General features: G+C 41.9%; 13 protein-coding genes. 3 read left to right on the top strand and 10 right to left on the bottom strand.

Translation table 11 applies throughout. The annotated features are described in order from the left end of the window. Complete coding sequence (locus PMAN_RS15245) at nucleotides 1-882, bottom strand: ABC transporter ATP-binding protein (RefSeq protein WP_010557719.1); 882 nt, start codon at nucleotides 880-882, stop codon at nucleotides 1-3. Nucleotides 883-1,069: 187 nt separating this feature from the next. On the opposite strand from PMAN_RS15245, the gene PMAN_RS15240 reads away from it, so the two are divergent. After that, nucleotides 1,070-1,747: a nitroreductase family protein gene (locus tag PMAN_RS15240; protein WP_008130030.1), complete on the top strand. Its 678-nt coding sequence runs from the start codon at nucleotides 1,070-1,072 to the stop codon at nucleotides 1,745-1,747. Here PMAN_RS15240 and PMAN_RS15235 read toward each other — a convergent pair. From PMAN_RS15235 to PMAN_RS15225, 3 genes are read right to left on the bottom strand one after another with little or no spacing between them, the layout of a single operon-like run. Beyond that, nucleotides 1,740-2,813: an efflux RND transporter periplasmic adaptor subunit gene (locus PMAN_RS15235; protein ID WP_010557720.1), complete on the bottom strand. Its 1,074-nt coding sequence runs from the start codon at nucleotides 2,811-2,813 to the stop codon at nucleotides 1,740-1,742. The two genes, PMAN_RS15240 and PMAN_RS15235, sit on opposite strands and share 8 nt — an antisense overlap. Then, nucleotides 2,803-6,078, bottom strand: a complete 3,276-nt coding sequence (locus tag PMAN_RS15230; protein WP_010557721.1) for an efflux RND transporter permease subunit — start codon at nucleotides 6,076-6,078, stop codon at nucleotides 2,803-2,805. Before PMAN_RS15230 ends, PMAN_RS15235 begins: the two co-directional genes overlap by 11 nt. A 5-nt stretch (nucleotides 6,079-6,083) precedes the next feature. Next, entirely contained in the window at nucleotides 6,084-6,386 is a 303-nt protein-coding gene (locus PMAN_RS15225; protein WP_006794225.1) for an ArsR/SmtB family transcription factor, read from the bottom strand. Nucleotides 6,387-6,517: 131 nt separating this feature from the next. On the opposite strand from PMAN_RS15225, the gene PMAN_RS15220 reads away from it, so the two are divergent. Continuing rightward, a complete protein-coding gene (locus tag PMAN_RS15220) occupies nucleotides 6,518-6,706 on the top strand; it encodes a YgaP family membrane protein (RefSeq protein WP_010557722.1) in 189 nt (62 codons plus the stop codon). 5 nt (nucleotides 6,707-6,711) lie between these two features. Beyond that, nucleotides 6,712-7,056 carry a rhodanese-like domain-containing protein gene (locus tag PMAN_RS15215; protein ID WP_010557723.1) on the top strand — a complete coding sequence of 115 codons (345 nt, stop codon included), beginning with the start codon at nucleotides 6,712-6,714 and terminating at the stop codon, nucleotides 7,054-7,056. Between the two features lie 80 nt (nucleotides 7,057-7,136). Here PMAN_RS15215 and PMAN_RS15210 read toward each other — a convergent pair whose 3' ends face one another. The 6 genes from PMAN_RS15210 to PMAN_RS15185 all read right to left on the bottom strand — a co-directional run bounded on the left by PMAN_RS15210 (nucleotide 7,137) and on the right by PMAN_RS15185 (nucleotide 17,039). Next, nucleotides 7,137-7,898 carry a hypothetical protein gene (locus PMAN_RS15210; RefSeq protein WP_010557724.1) on the bottom strand — a complete coding sequence of 254 codons (762 nt, stop codon included), beginning with the start codon at nucleotides 7,896-7,898 and terminating at the stop codon, nucleotides 7,137-7,139. A 107-nt stretch (nucleotides 7,899-8,005) separates the two neighbouring features. Further along, nucleotides 8,006-8,551, bottom strand: a complete 546-nt coding sequence (locus tag PMAN_RS15205) for a PH domain-containing protein (protein ID WP_010557725.1) — start codon at nucleotides 8,549-8,551, stop codon at nucleotides 8,006-8,008. A 324-nt stretch (nucleotides 8,552-8,875) separates the two neighbouring features. Next, nucleotides 8,876-13,180: an alpha-1,6-glucosidase domain-containing protein gene (locus PMAN_RS15200; RefSeq protein WP_010557726.1), complete on the bottom strand. Its 4,305-nt coding sequence runs from the start codon at nucleotides 13,178-13,180 to the stop codon at nucleotides 8,876-8,878. 22 nt (nucleotides 13,181-13,202) lie between these two features. Next, a complete protein-coding gene (locus PMAN_RS15195) occupies nucleotides 13,203-16,082 on the bottom strand; it encodes a TonB-dependent receptor (RefSeq protein ID WP_010557727.1) in 2,880 nt (959 codons plus the stop codon). 156 nt (nucleotides 16,083-16,238) lie between these two features. Beyond that, nucleotides 16,239-16,856 (bottom strand): LysE family translocator, encoded by a 618-nt coding sequence (locus tag PMAN_RS15190; protein WP_010557728.1) that lies wholly within the window; start codon nucleotides 16,854-16,856, stop codon nucleotides 16,239-16,241. Next, complete coding sequence (locus PMAN_RS15185; protein WP_006794217.1) at nucleotides 16,857-17,039, bottom strand: hypothetical protein; 183 nt, start codon at nucleotides 17,037-17,039, stop codon at nucleotides 16,857-16,859. Nucleotide 17,040 lies beyond the last annotated feature (1 nt).

Raw genomic sequence — 17,040 nt, 5'->3', positions numbered from 1 at the left:
TTATGCTACTTGGCTATTACGATGATTGAGCAAAGTAGAAAAGTACACGTCTTCTAGGTTTGCATGGCTTGATTGAAAACCTTCAGGGGCTTGTTCCGCTAATACATGCAATATGGTTTGCCCAGCAAATAAGCGTTTAGAAATAACAGGTAGCTGTGGCTCAAGCTCTTGCGCTTCTTCTTGGCTCATGGCTTTGCGCCAAATTTGGCCTTGCAGCTTGTCGGTGAGGGCAATCGGGTTACCCTCTAATAAAATTTTACCACCAGCCAGTACCGCCATATTAGGGCATAGTTCAGCCACATCTTCTACTATGTGGGTTGATAATATAACGACTTTTTGCTCGCCTAAGCTTACTAACAAGTTATGAAAGCGATTTCGCTCTTCAGGGTCTAGCCCTGCGGTTGGCTCATCAACGATTAGTAAATCAGGGTCGCCCAATAACGCTTGAGCAATACCAAAACGCTGGCGCATCCCGCCCGAAAAGCCACTTACCGCTTTTGAGCGATGTTGATATAAATTAGTGTGTGCTAGTAGGCCTTCAACCGACTCTTTACGCTCCCTTTTATTATGAATCCCCTTTAAAACAGCCATATGGTCTAGCAAGTCGTAAGCACTAACACGCGAATAAACACCAAAATCTTGCGGAAGGTAACCTAAACGTTGGCGCAGTGCTTGTGGGTCTTTAAATACATCAATACCATCAAAGGTAATTGCCCCCGCGTTGGCAGATTGTAACGTTGCAATAGTGCGCATTAGCGATGACTTCCCGGCACCATTTGGCCCAAGTAGCCCAAACATGCCTTTACCTATTGATAAATCAACACCTTGCAGAGCGTGCACGCCGTTGTCGTAGGTTTTTGATAACCCTGTTATTGATAGCATTTTTTACTTCCTTGAATTGTAAGTATTATTTTTATACTGTTTTATACCACATTAAAAACGGGAACATAAGTTACGCTGTGGCCAACTTTGTAACAATAAATAAACAGCAACACACTCTAATAACACTTGCTAAGAAGTGAGCCTCTGGGTATAAAAACCACACACTATTGATAAGAAGCGAAAAGCCATGCAAGAACATAAAAACCAGCCATTGACCGATTTTATAGAATACTCACACGATGAAATGTTAGCCCGTGCAAATGAATTTTTACAAACAAGCCAGCGCCGCCATAGCATTCGCAGTTTTAGTGACCGCCCAGTGCCAAAAGAGATTATCGAAACCTGTATAAAAGCAGCGGGTACAGCACCTAGTGGTGCAAACCACCAGCCTTGGCATTTTGTGGCTATTAACAGTAGCGATGTAAAAAAACAAATACGCGACGCGGCTGAAAAGCTAGAGCGCTCTTTTTACGAAGGGCGAGCAGGCGAGGAGTGGCTGGATGCATTAAAACCATTAGGGACTGACGCGAACAAACCCTACTTAGAGCATGCACCTTGGCTTATTGCTGTGTTTAGTCAAAAAAAGGGCGGCGTGAGTACTGACGATAAAAATACAAATTACTATGTGCATGAGTCTGTTGGGTTAGCAACGGGGTTTTTAATACAAGCTCTGCACCGAGCAGGCCTTGCAACGCTTACTCACACCCCAAAACCTATGAGCTTTTTAACAGACATTTGTGGCCGCGATAAAGATAACGAGCGCCCTTATATGCTATTAATTGCAGGCTATCCGGATGAGCATGCAACAGTACCAATGCATGCACTAGATAAAAAATCGATTGATGAAATAGCCAGTTTTATTTAATCCCGTGCAAGGGGGAATAATCAATAGCAAGAATATCTCCCTCTTTAAGGCCAGCAATTACATGTTGTTTGTTATTAACCATTGTACCTAACCTTACGAAACGTTTAACTGGCGTTTCGTTTTCTAGTACATACACCATGTTTAATTGCCCAAACTCATGTACCCAACTTGGCTCAATTAAAATACCTTGAGCGCTTTTTGTAGGTAACTGCAACTGTGCGTAAAGCCCAGGAATTAACCCTAACTGTGCATTCGTATCTAGGCGAATAAGCAAGCTACGCGCGCTATTGTCGGCAACAGGGACAATCTCACTTACTACGGCAGGTGTTGTTATTGCCAAAGATGGAAGGGCCACATTTAAGCTATCTCCGAGTTTTAATTTTACAGCTTGTTGTTCACGCACATTAAATTCGAGCTGTAATTGCAATGGGTTATACACTGTAATAAGTGGCTTGCCCGGAGTGGCGGTGTCGCCGGGCTCGGTTAAACGCTCAACCACAACCCCTGAAATAGGCGCTATAATTTGAGTATAATTTAGCGCCACTTTTGCTTGTGCTTGTTGCTGCTGAGCGGCGGCTAAATTAGCAGTGAGATTATCAAATTTAGCCTTAGCCTCATCCAATTCACTAACAGGCACCAACCCCTTCGCATTTAAATCACTCATTCTAACTAATTGCTTTTGAGCTTGCGTCAACGATGCTTTCACCGCGTTAATATTCGCGTCGCTTTGTGCTAACGCCGCTTTAAAATCATCTTGCTTGAGGGTAATAAGTAAATCGCCTTTAGTGACCATATCGCCCGCTCGTACTTTTAGCTGCTCCACCTGCGCCATAACATTTGATGAAATTTGCGTATTTTGTTTTGCAATTACACTACCCGGTACCTGCTCAATACCGGTGATGCTTTGCAGCGCAATGGTGACTCGCTCACCTTGATAATTACTTTGTTGTGATTCTTTTAAACCAGCAGCTTGTTGGTCAGAAAAGCTGCCTGCCATGTAAAGCACAGCCATAATAATTACCAATAAAGCGATTAAAGCGCCGATTAGTTTTGATTTACCCTGCATGCGCTTCACCCTCTGAACTTGCAAACACTAAATAATAAACAAGTGGCACTACAAATAACGAAAATACAGTAGACGCCACAATACCAAAAATTATCGCAATCGCGAGCCCGCTGAATACCGGGTCAAGTGTGATTACTAAGTTACCCAATAAAGTCGTGCCTGCGGTTAGTAATACAGGGCGCATGCGCACTGTTCCAGCAGCAACCAGCGCATCTTTTATAGCCATACCTTGGCCTCGGGCTTGATTAATAAATTCGACTAAAATAAGCGAATTACGTACCACAATACCAGCAAGGGCAATCATCCCAATCATTGCTGTGGCGGTAAATAATACCGGCTCAGGAGCGCCAGCTATAGCACGTTCACCAAACTGATTTAATAACCAAAAACCTGGCATAATACCTATCACCGTGAGCGGAATAGCCGACATAATAATTAGCGACAAGCTCGCAGATTGTGTTTGAACACGTAAAATAATAAATATGGCACTAAGCGCAAAGGCAAATGCAATTCCCATATCCCTAAACACATCTATGGTAATACGCCACTCACCCTCACCACTAAAGTTGGCATGAGTGCCTTTAGGGAATTGCCATGGTGCAGTACCGCCATTATTAAAAAAGTGGCGGTTTATCCACGGTGTTTTTTCAAAATAGTTAGGCTCGGCGTTAAAATCAGCATTTACGTCTGCAATAACCTCTGCTGGCGTTCGCCCGTTTAGCTCAGCCATAACATAAATTACATCGCGTTGATCTTTACGAACCCGGATGTCAGCAACCTGATGTTGCGTAAATTCACCTAATTCTGAAAGCGACACTAATGGCCTAGGTGCACTTTGTAAGCCAAATTCATTACTGGTTTTAGCTAAGTCTCTATCACCCCTTACTTGCAGTGCGAGTAATTGCGAAATTTGATTACGCTCGCTGTATGGTAACTGTAATTTAATATCAACAGGCTCAGTTTCAGAGCTTACGTAAAGTACACCCATGGTTTCACCTTGTGTTGCAACACTTAACGATTGAGCAATATTTTGAGTAGAAACTGCACTGATTGCCGCTTTGCTCTTATCGGTTACAAAACGCTGTAAAGGTGAAGGTGCAACCATAGAGGTATCCACTTCGACTACGTGTGGCTCTTGCTTTAAACGTTCAGCTAATTGTTTAGCTGCTTGGTAATGAGTTTGCTCATCAACAAAATCATCTCGGTAAACCTCAGCAACTAAAGTACTTAATACCGGCGGACCAGGAGGCACTTCAACAACTTTTATTACTATGCCTTGTTTTGCTAAAGGTGCGAGCTGTTTCCGTAAGCGCATAACCACAGCATGTGATTGATGCTCGCGCTCAGACTTATCAATCAATAACACTCTTAGCTCTGCTAAATGTGTCGCCTCACGGCGATAATAGCCACGTACCATGGCATTAAAATCCATGCTTGAAGGCTTACCAACGTAGGCTGCTATTTCACTTACTTCGTTTAATTGCCAAGTGAGTGTTTGCACTTGTTTGGTAAAGGCTGCGGTTCGTTCTAAATTTGTGCCCTCTGGCATGTCTATTAATACTTGTAGCTCGTTTTTATTATCAAACGGTAATAACTTTAAAGGCACTAAACGCATCACTGGCAGCATGGCGCTAATAATAAATAAAATTAATGTACCCCATAATACCCATTTTGCGCGCTGCTTTGAGACAAGCAGTGGGCTTAATAGCGTTTGATAAATACTGATTTTGGGCTTAATTTCAGTGTGGGTATCCGTATTGGGCTTGAGTAACTTCATCGCAAGCCATGGCGTTACAAAAAACGCCACAATGGTGGATACCATCACGCTGATTGGAACGTTAAATGCCATAGGTGCCATGTATGGCCCCATCATGCCGGTAATAAATGCCAGCGGAATAAATGCCACCATAATCGTTAACGTAGACATAAGTAATGCACCGCGAATTTCGCTCATTGCACCAACTATTTGCTGCTTTTTGTTGCCTTTTTTATTTAAAAAGCGGCTTATATTATCAATGCCTGTAATTGGGTCATCTACCAATAAACCTAACGATAAAATAAGTGCAAATAACGTTACTCGGTTAATGGTATACCCAAACGCAAAATCCAGTGCTAGTGTAATGCCATAGCAAATAGGCACCGCTAATCCAACAACAATGGCGGGTCGCCAGCCCAAAAACACCCCAACAAATATCACTACCGTAAATACTGCAAACACCAAGCTTGATGTTAGATTATTTACTTTTTCATTGGCGGTTTGCCCGTAATCTCTTAATACCGAGTAGCTCACTTCTGGCGGTAAAAGCGTGCGTGATAACTCGGCCATCATTTGATGAACATGGTTTGCCATCGCCACGGCATTCGTGCCTGTTTGCTTAGCCACACTTAATGTGACCATGGGTAACTGTTGAGCATTAGAAGATTGTGCAAGCCATTGGTAATGTTCGCTCTCGCCAGGTCCGTCAATCACGCTTGCAATATCAAGTAAGTAAACACTCTTACCGTTTACTACATTTACTACAAGCTGCTCCACTGCAGACTTATTACGTAAAACGTCACCCGCTTGCAAAGCTATTTTTTGCTGACCATTTACAACACTGCCTAGTTGCGTAAGTTGATTAGATACACTTAATGCATAAAGTACATCGCTTATAGTTGTTTGGTGAGCAGCCAACGCGCTGGCATTTAAATTAATAGTGAGCGTGCGTTTACGCCCAGCAATCACTTTTACCTCGCTGGTGTTTTCAATACGCTGTAAAGCACTCGCAATTTCGTTTGCAAATCGTGTTAATTCGTAATCGCTATAGAGTTGTGGATCTTTGCTGTACAGCCCAAGCATAACAATGGGAACATCATCGACCTCAATGGGCCGAATTTGCCAATTTTTAATAACAGAAGGCATTGTATGCTGGTAACTATTAAGCTTGGCGTAGGTATCTAAAATAGCTTGTTCGCGATCATGCCCCACCTCAAACCTAAGTGTCACCACGCTAGCGCCAGTTTGTGTGGTTGAATAAATATGTTCAACACCGCCGAGCTGGGAAAGTAACTTTTCAAGAGGCTGAGTCACCAACCGTGTCACTTCGGGCGCTTCTACATTAGGAGCCGATACATATATATCAAGCATAGGCACCACTATTTGCGGCTCTTCCTCGCGAGGCGTTTGTTTTAAAGCAAACAGACCAAACAAAATTGATAACACAAAAATAATAACCGGAATACGGCCCGTTAAACTGCTTTTTACTGCGTTATCAATCATGTTCATTACCACTACCCCTTACAAAACAAACCATACAATGTGCCTAAAAGATGAATAGCATTCTGATCAATCACACGGTAATAAATAGTTTGCCCCTCACGGCGAGTAGCAACAATATTCGTTTTTCTAAGGGCAGCCAAATGCTGAGAAAGTGCCGACTGCGCTAACGGCACCGCTTCATTAAGCTGTGTCACACTCATTTCGGTATCTTGCAACGAACATAAAATCATTAAACGATTTTTATTAGCTAAAATTTTTAATAGCTGCTCTGCTTGCTCAACGTTCCCCGCCATAGCAGTAAAATCAATATTCATATAAAGCTCTAATAACCTAATGTGAACGCAGTATAAATTGTTACATTAGAAAAGTCTAATATTAGGATTTACTAATATATAAAATACGATTATAGTAATTAGGTATTTAACTGGATAAGTGACCGACTATAATGAAACTCAATAATGCGCTTCGTCTGATCGCTGGCATAATGATTGTGATCTCAATTTTATTACAAACCTATCACGATCCTAGGTGGGTATATTTTACAGTATTTATTGCCCTAAACTTGATTCAATCGGCTTTCACTAGCTGGTGCCCTATGATTACACTACTACGCAAATTTGGCGTTAAGGAATAAATATAATGCTTACTTCTATCCCCGATTTACTAAAAGTTATTACACCTAACCAACGACGTATCGACGCTGAGCAAGCAAAACAAGAGATTATCGAAAACAAGGGCTTACTTATTGATGTGCGCGAACCCGCAGAACATGCTACCAATCCTGCTGTAGGCGCTATTAATATTCCGCGTGGCTTACTTGAAATAAAGTTGATGGAAATAGAAAAAGACGCTTCCCGCCCAATTTATCTGCACTGCGCTAGTGGCGCACGCGCCACATTAAGTGCTGAAGCAATTACACGTATAGGATATGAAAACGTCACCGTTATTACTTGTAACGCAACGCAAGTGTGTGAAGCTTTTTAATTATGGTAAACCCAAATAATTAGGGCCTTAGTTAGTAGACTCGACGATAAAAATTGTCGAGTCTACTGATTCAAGTTGGCTTAATTTGTTTGAAAATAAAAGCGCGTTTCTGTTATTTTTTCAATAATGTCATACTCTAAGCCCATGTGGTTATACTCACCCTGAGTTGGTATGCTTGAACTGTAATTAACAACAACACCCCAATGGTTATCACTCACTCCTCCAAAAATTATGCTCATACTTTTGTCATCATTTTTAGTGATAGCAGCAACATTATAAGCATCCATTAACTCCCTAACTTGCTGAGTTTCTGCTGATAACTTCATTAGCTCTTCATTTTCACCTAACTTAAAAACTTTATAATTAGCTGAAGGAACAAATCCCGCATACTTAGAAGGATAATAAGTAACAAGTTGAGCTGGCGTGAAAAATGTATTATTTATTCGATAAACAAACATGTCGGTTTGCTGAATCAGATTTAGATCTTTTGACTGATTTAATTTAACAAGCTCATTCATCGTTACTCTTAAAAAGTCGTCAATTAAGCCTAACCGTTCTTCTTTGCATGCTTGTTTTTTACATATCGTAACATTAGGTAATTTGGAGAGTTGTGTCTTATTAATATTTAAGAAATTGCGCCCCAAAACACCTAAATTAAAGTTTGCAAACGCTTGTTTATCTTTCTCACTTTTAAACTTAGTTGGGTGAATATCAAGAAAACTAAAAGGATAAAATAACGGCAGATACGCTAGTGGTAAATCACTTTTAGGTAATATATCTCCAGCATGCTTTAGCAATGTTCTATATTCTGTGTCTATATCCTCATTAAAATAAGGAGGCATACCAGCGGCCTTAATAGTAGCCGCATTAATCAACAAATATAAAAACAGTCCATATCTCAGCATATTTTTTTAAGGCCCATATTAAGTGCTTTTTTGTATAGCAAAAGCTATTTTTTTTCATCAATTAGCGTAACAAGCATGTTTTCTATGTTTTTTACGCTATAGGTAAGTGCACGTATTAACTCTAGTTGGCTTTGCGGGCTTTCTTCATTTGATGATTTTGCTGGTGTGCTCGCGGTTAAGTTATCTTTTTGCTCAAGTATGGCTTCTCTGAATTCACTGGCATTTTCAACACCAAGTAATGACACCAGTGCACCGTGGCCAGACTGCCCTGCTGTTTCAAAACTTAAACGATACAGCCCAAACATGCGCATTATTGGGCCTTGACTTAGGCCTACATCGGTTATTTTTTCAAGTGGTATTGATTTTTCTTCTTTAAAAAATATCCCGCGTTTTACAACGAGTTTTTGCGTGAGCAATTGTGCTGACATAGCCGCCAATATTCGTCCTCCCACCAGCCACACAATCGCCAAAACAATAGGTAATAGCGGAATGGTCACGAGTGCTAACACACTAAAAAAAGCGGCCATTAGCATCCAATATTGCTGCACTTTGGGGTCGAAAGTTGCGCTTTTTAAAACGAGGTTATTCATAAATTTATCCTTAATTTAATTAGAGCGTATACCCTGTACTAGGTCGTTTTTACGCCTTTAGATACTCAAGTTACGTGAACAGTAACTTTAATGCAATTTAACTTCTTACATTGAAATAAATTGTCACACTTCCTTTTATAATCTCCCTTTAAACAAAAAATATCTTCAACCTCAGTTCTGAACTGGCTTCACTTTACATAAGGTTTATTTTCACATTGGAACGCGAATACCATGGGTTAACACCCGTTTTTAATATATTTTTAATTAGGCATTAAAAAAGCCGAGCAGGATTATGCTCGGCTTAGGTCTGGGAAAATATAACTGCTACTGTTTGTTTATAAGTATGCTCACATTTTCTCTATCTGGACCTATTACCTTAAAGGTGTAAGTACCTTGTTCGGTAATATTCAGTGCTATATTGGCACCAATGGCTTCGAGTGAAGTAAGCTCACCAATGGTGGCTACAGGTGCATCCCCTGTACCGCCATAATCAACGGTACTCCAATCTTCAGACGCTACTTTAAATTCATAGTCGCCCGCTTCTAGCTCTATGGATGTAGAGTAAACCGCATTACCCTCGTACATCAGTGGGTTGTCTGTTCCCCATCCATTTAAACTGCCGCGAATAAACACCGGTGTTTGTGCAAACATTTCAGCGTTAAGTACTTTGAGCGTTACGTTATTTAAATCACTGGCATCAAATACAAACTGGTATTCACCTTGCTCGGCAATATCTAAGGTCATATTTGCGCCCGCAACCGATAACTGCTCTGCTGTGCCTATCATCACACTTGCATCCCCCTCGCCAGAGCCATAATCAACCGTGCTCCAATCTTCTGATGCTATTTTAAATTCATAGCTTGCAGCGCTCAGTGTTTTAGTAAAGGTGTAAATGCCTTTGCCTTGATAGCTCAGCTCATCGGTTACTCCCCAATCATTAAGCGTACCGCGCACATAAATAGCGGTGCCTACAAATGGCTCTTCGTTGAATAAAGTAAGCGTTGGATTTTCAGGGTTTGAAGCATCAAGCGAAAATACATAAGTTGCATCAATGGCTGCATTAAAGGTCATGTTGGCACCTGAGCGCGTTAGTGGCTCACTTTGGTTTTCTACAACGTCTTTATCGGCATCAGAAAGCGCACCAAAATCAACCGTAGACCAATCTTCTGAGGCAATTTTAAATTCGTAATCGCCAGCACTGAGTGCAATTGCTATACGGTATTCACCTTCGCCAATATATTCAAATGCATCACGTGTGCCCCAGTCGTTTAACGTACCACGAACAAACACAGCGTTGCTGCCATAAGGTACTACATCAGGTGCGCCTACGGTTGCATTTGCACTTAAACCAGTACCTTGGCTCTCACCTTGGTTTTTAGTAAAAACAGCTAACGTATAAGGCGGTACAGTGAATGTGCCTTCGTTATCGCCTTCGGCAAAATTGGCGCTGGCCATGCTTGCATCAACACTGTTTTTTAATACGTCATGTAATTCAAAACCCGCTGCAGTGGCAATAGTATGGCTAAGAGTTTGCTCGGTTGCGTTAATCACCACGACAAGCGCATCAAGTGCTGGGTCTAAGTCTGTGAGTTCTTCACCATCATCAATGCTCATTACAATTAAGCCGTGCTGCTGGTTTTTACCCACATTGTGAAATCCGACACGGTCGATAACATCTTGTTCCGTTGTTAATCTAAATAACGGGCTTGCGCTGCGGATAGCCAAGAATTCTTGAAATACATCACCTGCATAAGCTATGTCTTGCGGCATTGCCTGTGCATCTGCATTAGCAGAGATAGGCATAATTTCAGACCATTTTTCTTGGTTCTTCTCTGCGTTAGGTAAACCAATGTTCCAGTTATTATTCTCTTTGGTTAAATCAACAGCATTAAACCAATCACCGGCATTATAGCTATCACGGTCCATTGACTTAGAACGCAGTAAATCAGCGCCCAATTGCATAAATGGGATGCCTTGGCTCATAAGTGGAATCGACAATGCCACATTGTGCGCGCGCACACGTTGCTCAATACTCATGCTTGATGCATGTTTGTATTGCAACTGATCCCACAGCGTTTCGTTATCGTGTTTTGATACGTAATGAATGCTGTCGGCAGGGTCAAGTGCATACGCCGTTGGTTGAGTGTTCCAAGTAAAGCTATTACCTTTAGATGAATTACCTTTAAAGTCTTTTAAAATGTAATTTTGTAAGTTGCCCGCCAGCGATAACCGTAACGTGTCTTGTTCGGCTAGGTTGCCATCTGTCGGGTTATTGCTAAACATTGCACCACCACGCACGGCTTCACGAATACGGTCGTTAAATGTGCCTACCTCTGAGCCTGCCATATCAGCTTGTTTAGCTTGTGTGAATAAACGATTGTTGGCTACTTCACCAAAATCCCAGCCCTCACCGTAAAAATAGTTGTCAGGGTCAACGGCTTGCACGGCTTCACGCGCAGCTAATATTGATGATTTAGGCATATGCCCCATAACATCAAATCTAAAACTGTCGTAGCCAAATTCACGCGCTAAAATAACCATTGAATCAGTAACAAACTTATCCATCATTACATGCTCTGTCGCTGTGTTTTCACAACAGGTTGAGCGCTCTATTTCACCACTTACTTCGCTATAACGGTGGTAGTAACCCGGCACTAGTTTATCAAATACCGACTTATCCCAAATACCCGATGATGTTGTATGGTTATAAACCACATCCAGTACAACACGAAGTCCTACTTCTTGCAGTGATTGCACCATAGCGCGTGTCTCAACTACACGAGCAATGCCATCGCTGCTTGATGCATACGAGCCTTCAGGCGCAATAAAATGATGAGGATCATAACCCCAGTTAAAGCCATCTAAATCACGCATCGCACTGGCTAATGCTTGTGCATCGTCTGAGCCAGGTAGGTAACTTTGCATAATATCGACAATAGTGCTGTTTTTATCTTCGATTTTACATGCATCAGCTTCATCGTTAATACGCTCACATAATTTACCTAAGGTGTCTGTAATTTCCACACGCTGTGAAGCATCTTCTTCAATGGTGCCAATATCAGTCACTGGCAGTAAATGAAAGTGTGTTAAGCCCTTATCTGCTAATTGCTTAAGGTGCTGCATTGGCACGCTTTCAAGTTCAGTGAATGCGAGGTATTTACCACGGTTTGCTTCGCTTACTGACTGATCACGCACACTAAAATCACGTACATGGCCTTCATAAATAACCGCATCCTCTGGGTTAGTAATAGTAGGCACGATACGCTCATCCCAGCCTTCTGGTTTAGTGTCTTCATCGGCTAAATTAATCAGCTGGCTGTATAAGCCATTGGCAGATACATTGAGTGAGTAAGGGTCTGTACTCCATAGCGACTCTATTTGCTGAGTCAGTGGGTGGTAAACATCAAAATTAAAGCGATAGTAATGGCGGTCATATTGCGTATCTAAACTTACTTGCCAAATACCTGTCTGCGTATTTAATGTCATTGGCGTGGAGTGCACTTGTGTTTTTGCATCATCAAACACGTTTAGCACCATGTTATTAGCGGTGGGTGCCCACACAGTTACATCAATCGTGTTATTACCATAATTTACGCCAAGTAATGCCTCGTTAGCATCATCTTCGCCTTGTGTGTAAAGGGCATCGAGTGCTTTAGCGGTTTGTAAAAAGGTTGCTTCTAGTAGCTTGCCATCGGCATCGTAGCCTGCAACAACAAGCTGTTGCTTTATAAGCTGCTTTGCAGCGTCTGCATCCCAACTACTTTCATAAGCAGTCCAATCCGTTAAGTGTGGTACTTTTGCAGCTTGCTCATCAGTTAACTCACTTGCAGTCAGCTCAACGGTTTCACCATTTAGCCCAGTGTCTAAATCAACCACCAAGTCAGCGGCTGCTGAAGAATGTAACTTAATGATTTGTGTAAGCTCATTACTTGGCTTATACAATACTGTATTTAAATCAATCCAATGTGCTGATGCACCATCTATCGCCACCGGACGTTCGCCCAAGCTTAAAATAGGGTATTCGAACACAGAAGGCTCACCATGAATGGTAAAGTTCATACGCTGAAACTTTTCATCGTCTTGCATAAGCGGCATGGTTAAATCAACATCACCAAACGCTTTACCCGATCCTTCTGTGCCAATGTGCACAATAAAGTTAGCACACTCGTTATAACCGTCTTTGAGGTCAATTATCCAGTAGGCACCGTAGTTTGGGTCAATCCCATCGTATTCATGGCCGTTAGCCCAATCGCTCGTGTCAAACGGAGGTGCGTAAGCATCACACACATCGTTATTCCACGAATGTAATCGGTAACCTTCGTAGTTATCGTCGGCTAAACGGTTATAAAATAAAACCGCCTCACCTTCAGCAGCAAATACAATAGGATCAGGCAATGTTGGGTCGGCGCCCACTACACAGCTTTCGTTTTTATCATCCGGTACAGTAGGCGCTGCACACGTTATAGGCTCAGGGTCCACACATTGCGAGCCTGCTTCGTTTGGTACTTGTGGCACATTACAGGTTAAAAGCTGCTGCCCCGACTCAACCTTATCTGTCCCACCACATCCTGCTAATATCATTAACCCTAAGGCTATTAGCAAATATTTAGACATTGTTATAATTTTCATTTTTAAACGCTCCGTTTGCTAATTAATGACTGTATGTAAAACCAAGATAAAACTGACGACCAAAGTACTGAGTAGTCCCTGTTCGCTGCTCTGAGCCAAAGTAACTTTGGGTTGGTTCATCGGTTAAGTTATTAACTTGCAAAAGCATGGTGAGTGAATCGCTAAAGCGATAAGACGTTTGAAAATCGATGACTGTTTCAGCATCAAAATTAACCACTTGTTCGTTAATGGCAACCTGCTCTGATACAAACTCATCGCGGTAACGTACATTAAGGCGGGTTTCAAAATCGTCTAAAGCATAAAATAACGTAGCATTAAGCACATTATTAGATAACCCAGGTAAAGATTGAACGAGAGTATCGCCCCCTAAACTGGTTATCGATTCAATTTCACTTTCGGTGTATGAGTAACTTGCATTAGCGCCTAAGCCATTAAATGGCTCTGGTAAAAAGGTAAACACTTGCGTATAGGCAAGCTCTAGCCCTCTAATGTAGCCACCTTCGCCATTATTAACTGCTGTGGTGTAAATACCGTTTGTTGTAGCAACTTGCTCACCACTGACTGGATCTTCTATAGAGTCAGGGACATTAAAACCATTACCTTTAAAGTCGAAGTTCTCAATCGATAGCGTTTCAACAAACGAGTCTATATTTTTATAAAATAACGCCGCAGCGACAGTACCGTTACCTTCTTCAAAATAATATTCGTAAGATAAGTCGTACTGGTCGGCATAAAAGGGTTTTAAAAATGGGTTGTTGTTACTTGAACCGTTAATAACACCATCGTCACTTACGTTTGCGCTGGCATCGCCCGCTAAGCGGTTAATTGGCGCACGCGACATAACTTTAGCCGCAGCAAAACGAACTAGCGAGTTGTCGTTAAGTTGCAGGTTTAAATTTAGCGAAGGCAGGTAATCTGTATATTTAGTGCCTAATACATTAGGCGCGTATAAGTCATTTACAATGCCATTCTCATCAACAATATTTTGCGCACCTAAGCGCGCATCGCCTGCTACGTTTTCAAGTACGGTTGCTGATTGGTCGGTTTCAATACGGCGCACCCCCACATTACCTGATAGGTCAAGGCCGGCAATTTGCGTGTTAATGTTTACCATAACGTACGCGGCTAGCACATCTTCAAACACCGAGCCGCTTTGTAACACTGACCACGAATAGTTCGTTGTGTAACCTTGCGCATCGTCTACACCATCGGCATTGCCCCATGTTTGAACGGGTTCTGGCGTGCCATCTGGAAACCATGCATTAAGTGCTTTATCTAAATCAATGGCTAAATACGATGGGAAATAACTAAAGTCGCCTTGCCAATCAACCACTGATGCCATATCGTCGGTTAAACGCAAAGGGGGCTGCGTTGTTGAAAATGCCCCGTCGTTACCGTACTCAAATACCGAGCGCTTTCGGCTGTATTCTCTATCTGAATAGCGTGCACCAAATTCTACTGAGCTAAAAATATCGCTTTCTAGCTCGTATTTAAAATCGAGTCTAAATGCCGTTACTTCATCTTCTGTTTGATCAGGGTAAATACCATATTTACTGACCATTACTCGGTCTATATCGCTAAAGGCGGCCGCCTGATTAAACCCAACGTCAGGTAAATTTAACCCATTTAACTGATAGTTAATTGCAACGTTGTTATCAAATACTGGCGTTTCTGCATTGGCATCTTCAGCTACTAAGCTCCACAACAAACCGTTTCTAAAATTACTTTTTGCGCGAGAAAGCGCTACATCAGCATTAACATTTAGTCTATCGGTTACTTGCCAATCGGCATTAACGCCAAAGCTGTCTACTTCGTCAAAATCTTGGTTGTCGTCATTCACTATTTCAACACGGGTATAACTTTGTGAAGTACGATTAACCGCAGCACCAATTACAGCATTGCCATCAAGTTGCGCATTTGCGTATGCTGCAGATGGGCCGCCTAACTTAACCCTAAAACCGCGGGCAAATGACTCTTTATCAAAGCGCGATAAAAACGCATCACCTTTTAATTTAAAATTATCTACCGGTGCCCACTCTATGGCAGCCAAATAGCCATTACGGGTTTCTTCACCGCCTAAATGCTGTAGCTCAAAGCCCTCGCTAATGTATTCACTTTCTGGGCTATCTATGGGGCCATTTGTGTCGTTTGGTACGCCATCAACATCTTTTCTATCGTTGTATGCAAGGCCAATAAACTGTGTTGCTACACTTGGCTGAAATAAACGCGCAAACCCCAGTGCTACACCTAATGTATCGTCTAGGTATTTGCCTTGATACGAAAAGCTAATTCGGTCACCAAACTCAGTGGCATCCGATACCTCAGATGCACGGTCGTTATACATACCGCGCACATTAGCTACAAATTTATGCGTTTGATCATTATTAAGTGGGCTGGCTGTTTCAAGCTCTACCGTACCTGCCACACCACCTTCTATAAGCGATGCCTTTGGCGATTTATATACCGCCGCAGAGCTAATTAATTCTGATGGGTATTGGTCAAACTCAATACTGCGGCTACCACTTGTAGATACCTGCTCACGACCGTTAAGTGTTGAAAATACAAAGCCGCCCGACAGCCCGCGTATATTAATTTGTGCAGCCTGCCCGCCAGTGCGCACAGCTGAAATACCTGGTAAACGAGTCAGTGCATCGGCCATTGAAATATCAGGCAATGCGCCTAGGTCATCAGCAGAAATTTGTTCTGACACCGTATCGCTAAATCGCTTTTGGTTAAGCGATTGAATTAAGCTGCGACTAAAGCCGCGCACTTCAATCACTTCTACATCGGTTTGAACTTGAGCGGTTTTGCTCGTCTCTTCAGGTAGTTCTTCAGTAGCTGCAATAGCACTATTGGCGGCAAATAATGCCAGCATGAGCGCATTTAATTTAAACTTTTGCATGTGTGTGCCTTTTGGTTATTTTTTTGTGTGGTGTGTCAGTGCAGTAAAAACACAACCAACAAATTGTAACCAAAAGGTGAATATTTTGTGATGAATACGTATGCAGTATAGCCTGCTTAGGCTGTAGCTATTTTGAGCAATTTAGCTAGCAATAGCTTAAATACTCACTACCACCCTAATGGCTAAGGCAACAAATATAAAACCCAGTACTTTGTCTAACAATGGATTGTGTTTAGTAAACCCAAAACGGTTTTTAGAAAACTCTGTTAGGGCGGCAACAAGTAAGTACCAACCGGTATCAATTACAAATACAGTTAAACACATCACCATTGCAATGCTTAGGGTAAGATTTTCTGGATCAATAAACTGTGAAAACAAGGCTAAAAAGAAAATAGCAAGTTTGGGGTTTAAAAAGGCAATGGCAAACCCATCTTGCAACGCTTTAATGCTACTCACTTCGCTATTTTGTATTTTAAGTTCATCATTATTGGGTTTAGACAATAAAATTTTAATTCCTAGGTAAGCTAAATACGCAGCGCCTAAATACACTAACACCTGATACACAGTAGGAAACTGCAGCATTAACGCGCCCAAGCCAAGTAATGAGGCTCCCGCATATAGTCCCACTCCAATACCATGACTTAGCGCCGCTAGCATGCCGTTTTTCATGCTGCCGTTGAGCGAATGCTTTAATACAACCGCAAGGCTTGGACCCGGCGACATTGCGCCCATCATACAAATAGCCACTAGGCCTAACCACATAGAAAGAGTCATTTACAGCTCGTCAATTTCAATAAATAATGTATAACCATGCACTTGCCCATAAAAACCGGTTATTGGCACTGCGCTAATTACTTTCCAGCCATCTTGGTTTAATTCCTGTATGCGATCATTCAGCGCCGCTATATTTACCCCACCCATAAAGCGGGTCTTTCTAAATTCGATTACTTTTTGCATT

This window comes from Pseudoalteromonas marina (assembly GCF_000238335.3).
Taxonomy (GTDB): Bacteria; Pseudomonadota; Gammaproteobacteria; order Enterobacterales; family Alteromonadaceae; genus Pseudoalteromonas; species Pseudoalteromonas marina.
The sequence above is the reverse complement of the archived record's forward strand: the minus strand, read 5'-3'. Positions and strand labels throughout refer to the sequence as shown.

Excerpts from the sequence above, each read along its gene's own strand:
- PMAN_RS15205 (WP_010557725.1), bottom strand. The coding sequence starts at position 8,551 with ATGAATAACCTCGTTTTAAAAAGCGCAACTTTCGACCCCAAAGTGCAG.
- PMAN_RS15195 (WP_010557727.1), bottom strand. The coding sequence starts at position 16,082 with ATGCAAAAGTTTAAATTAAATGCGCTCATGCTGGCATTATTTGCCGCC.
- PMAN_RS15190 (WP_010557728.1), bottom strand. The coding sequence starts at position 16,856 with ATGACTCTTTCTATGTGGTTAGGCCTAGTGGCTATTTGTATGATGGGC.
- PMAN_RS15215 (WP_010557723.1), top strand. The coding sequence starts at position 6,712 with ATGCTTACTTCTATCCCCGATTTACTAAAAGTTATTACACCTAACCAA.
- PMAN_RS15225 (WP_006794225.1), bottom strand. The coding sequence starts at position 6,386 with ATGAATATTGATTTTACTGCTATGGCGGGGAACGTTGAGCAAGCAGAG.
- PMAN_RS15210 (WP_010557724.1), bottom strand. The coding sequence starts at position 7,898 with ATGCCTCCTTATTTTAATGAGGATATAGACACAGAATATAGAACATTG.
- PMAN_RS15245 (WP_010557719.1), bottom strand. The coding sequence starts at position 882 with ATGCTATCAATAACAGGGTTATCAAAAACCTACGACAACGGCGTGCAC.
- PMAN_RS15220 (WP_010557722.1), top strand. The coding sequence starts at position 6,518 with ATGAAACTCAATAATGCGCTTCGTCTGATCGCTGGCATAATGATTGTG.
- PMAN_RS15230 (WP_010557721.1), bottom strand. The coding sequence starts at position 6,078 with ATGAACATGATTGATAACGCAGTAAAAAGCAGTTTAACGGGCCGTATT.
- PMAN_RS15185 (WP_006794217.1), bottom strand. The coding sequence starts at position 17,039 with ATGCAAAAAGTAATCGAATTTAGAAAGACCCGCTTTATGGGTGGGGTA.
- PMAN_RS15240 (WP_008130030.1), top strand. The coding sequence starts at position 1,070 with ATGCAAGAACATAAAAACCAGCCATTGACCGATTTTATAGAATACTCA.
- PMAN_RS15200 (WP_010557726.1), bottom strand. The coding sequence starts at position 13,180 with ATGAAAATTATAACAATGTCTAAATATTTGCTAATAGCCTTAGGGTTA.
- PMAN_RS15235 (WP_010557720.1), bottom strand. The coding sequence starts at position 2,813 with ATGCAGGGTAAATCAAAACTAATCGGCGCTTTAATCGCTTTATTGGTA.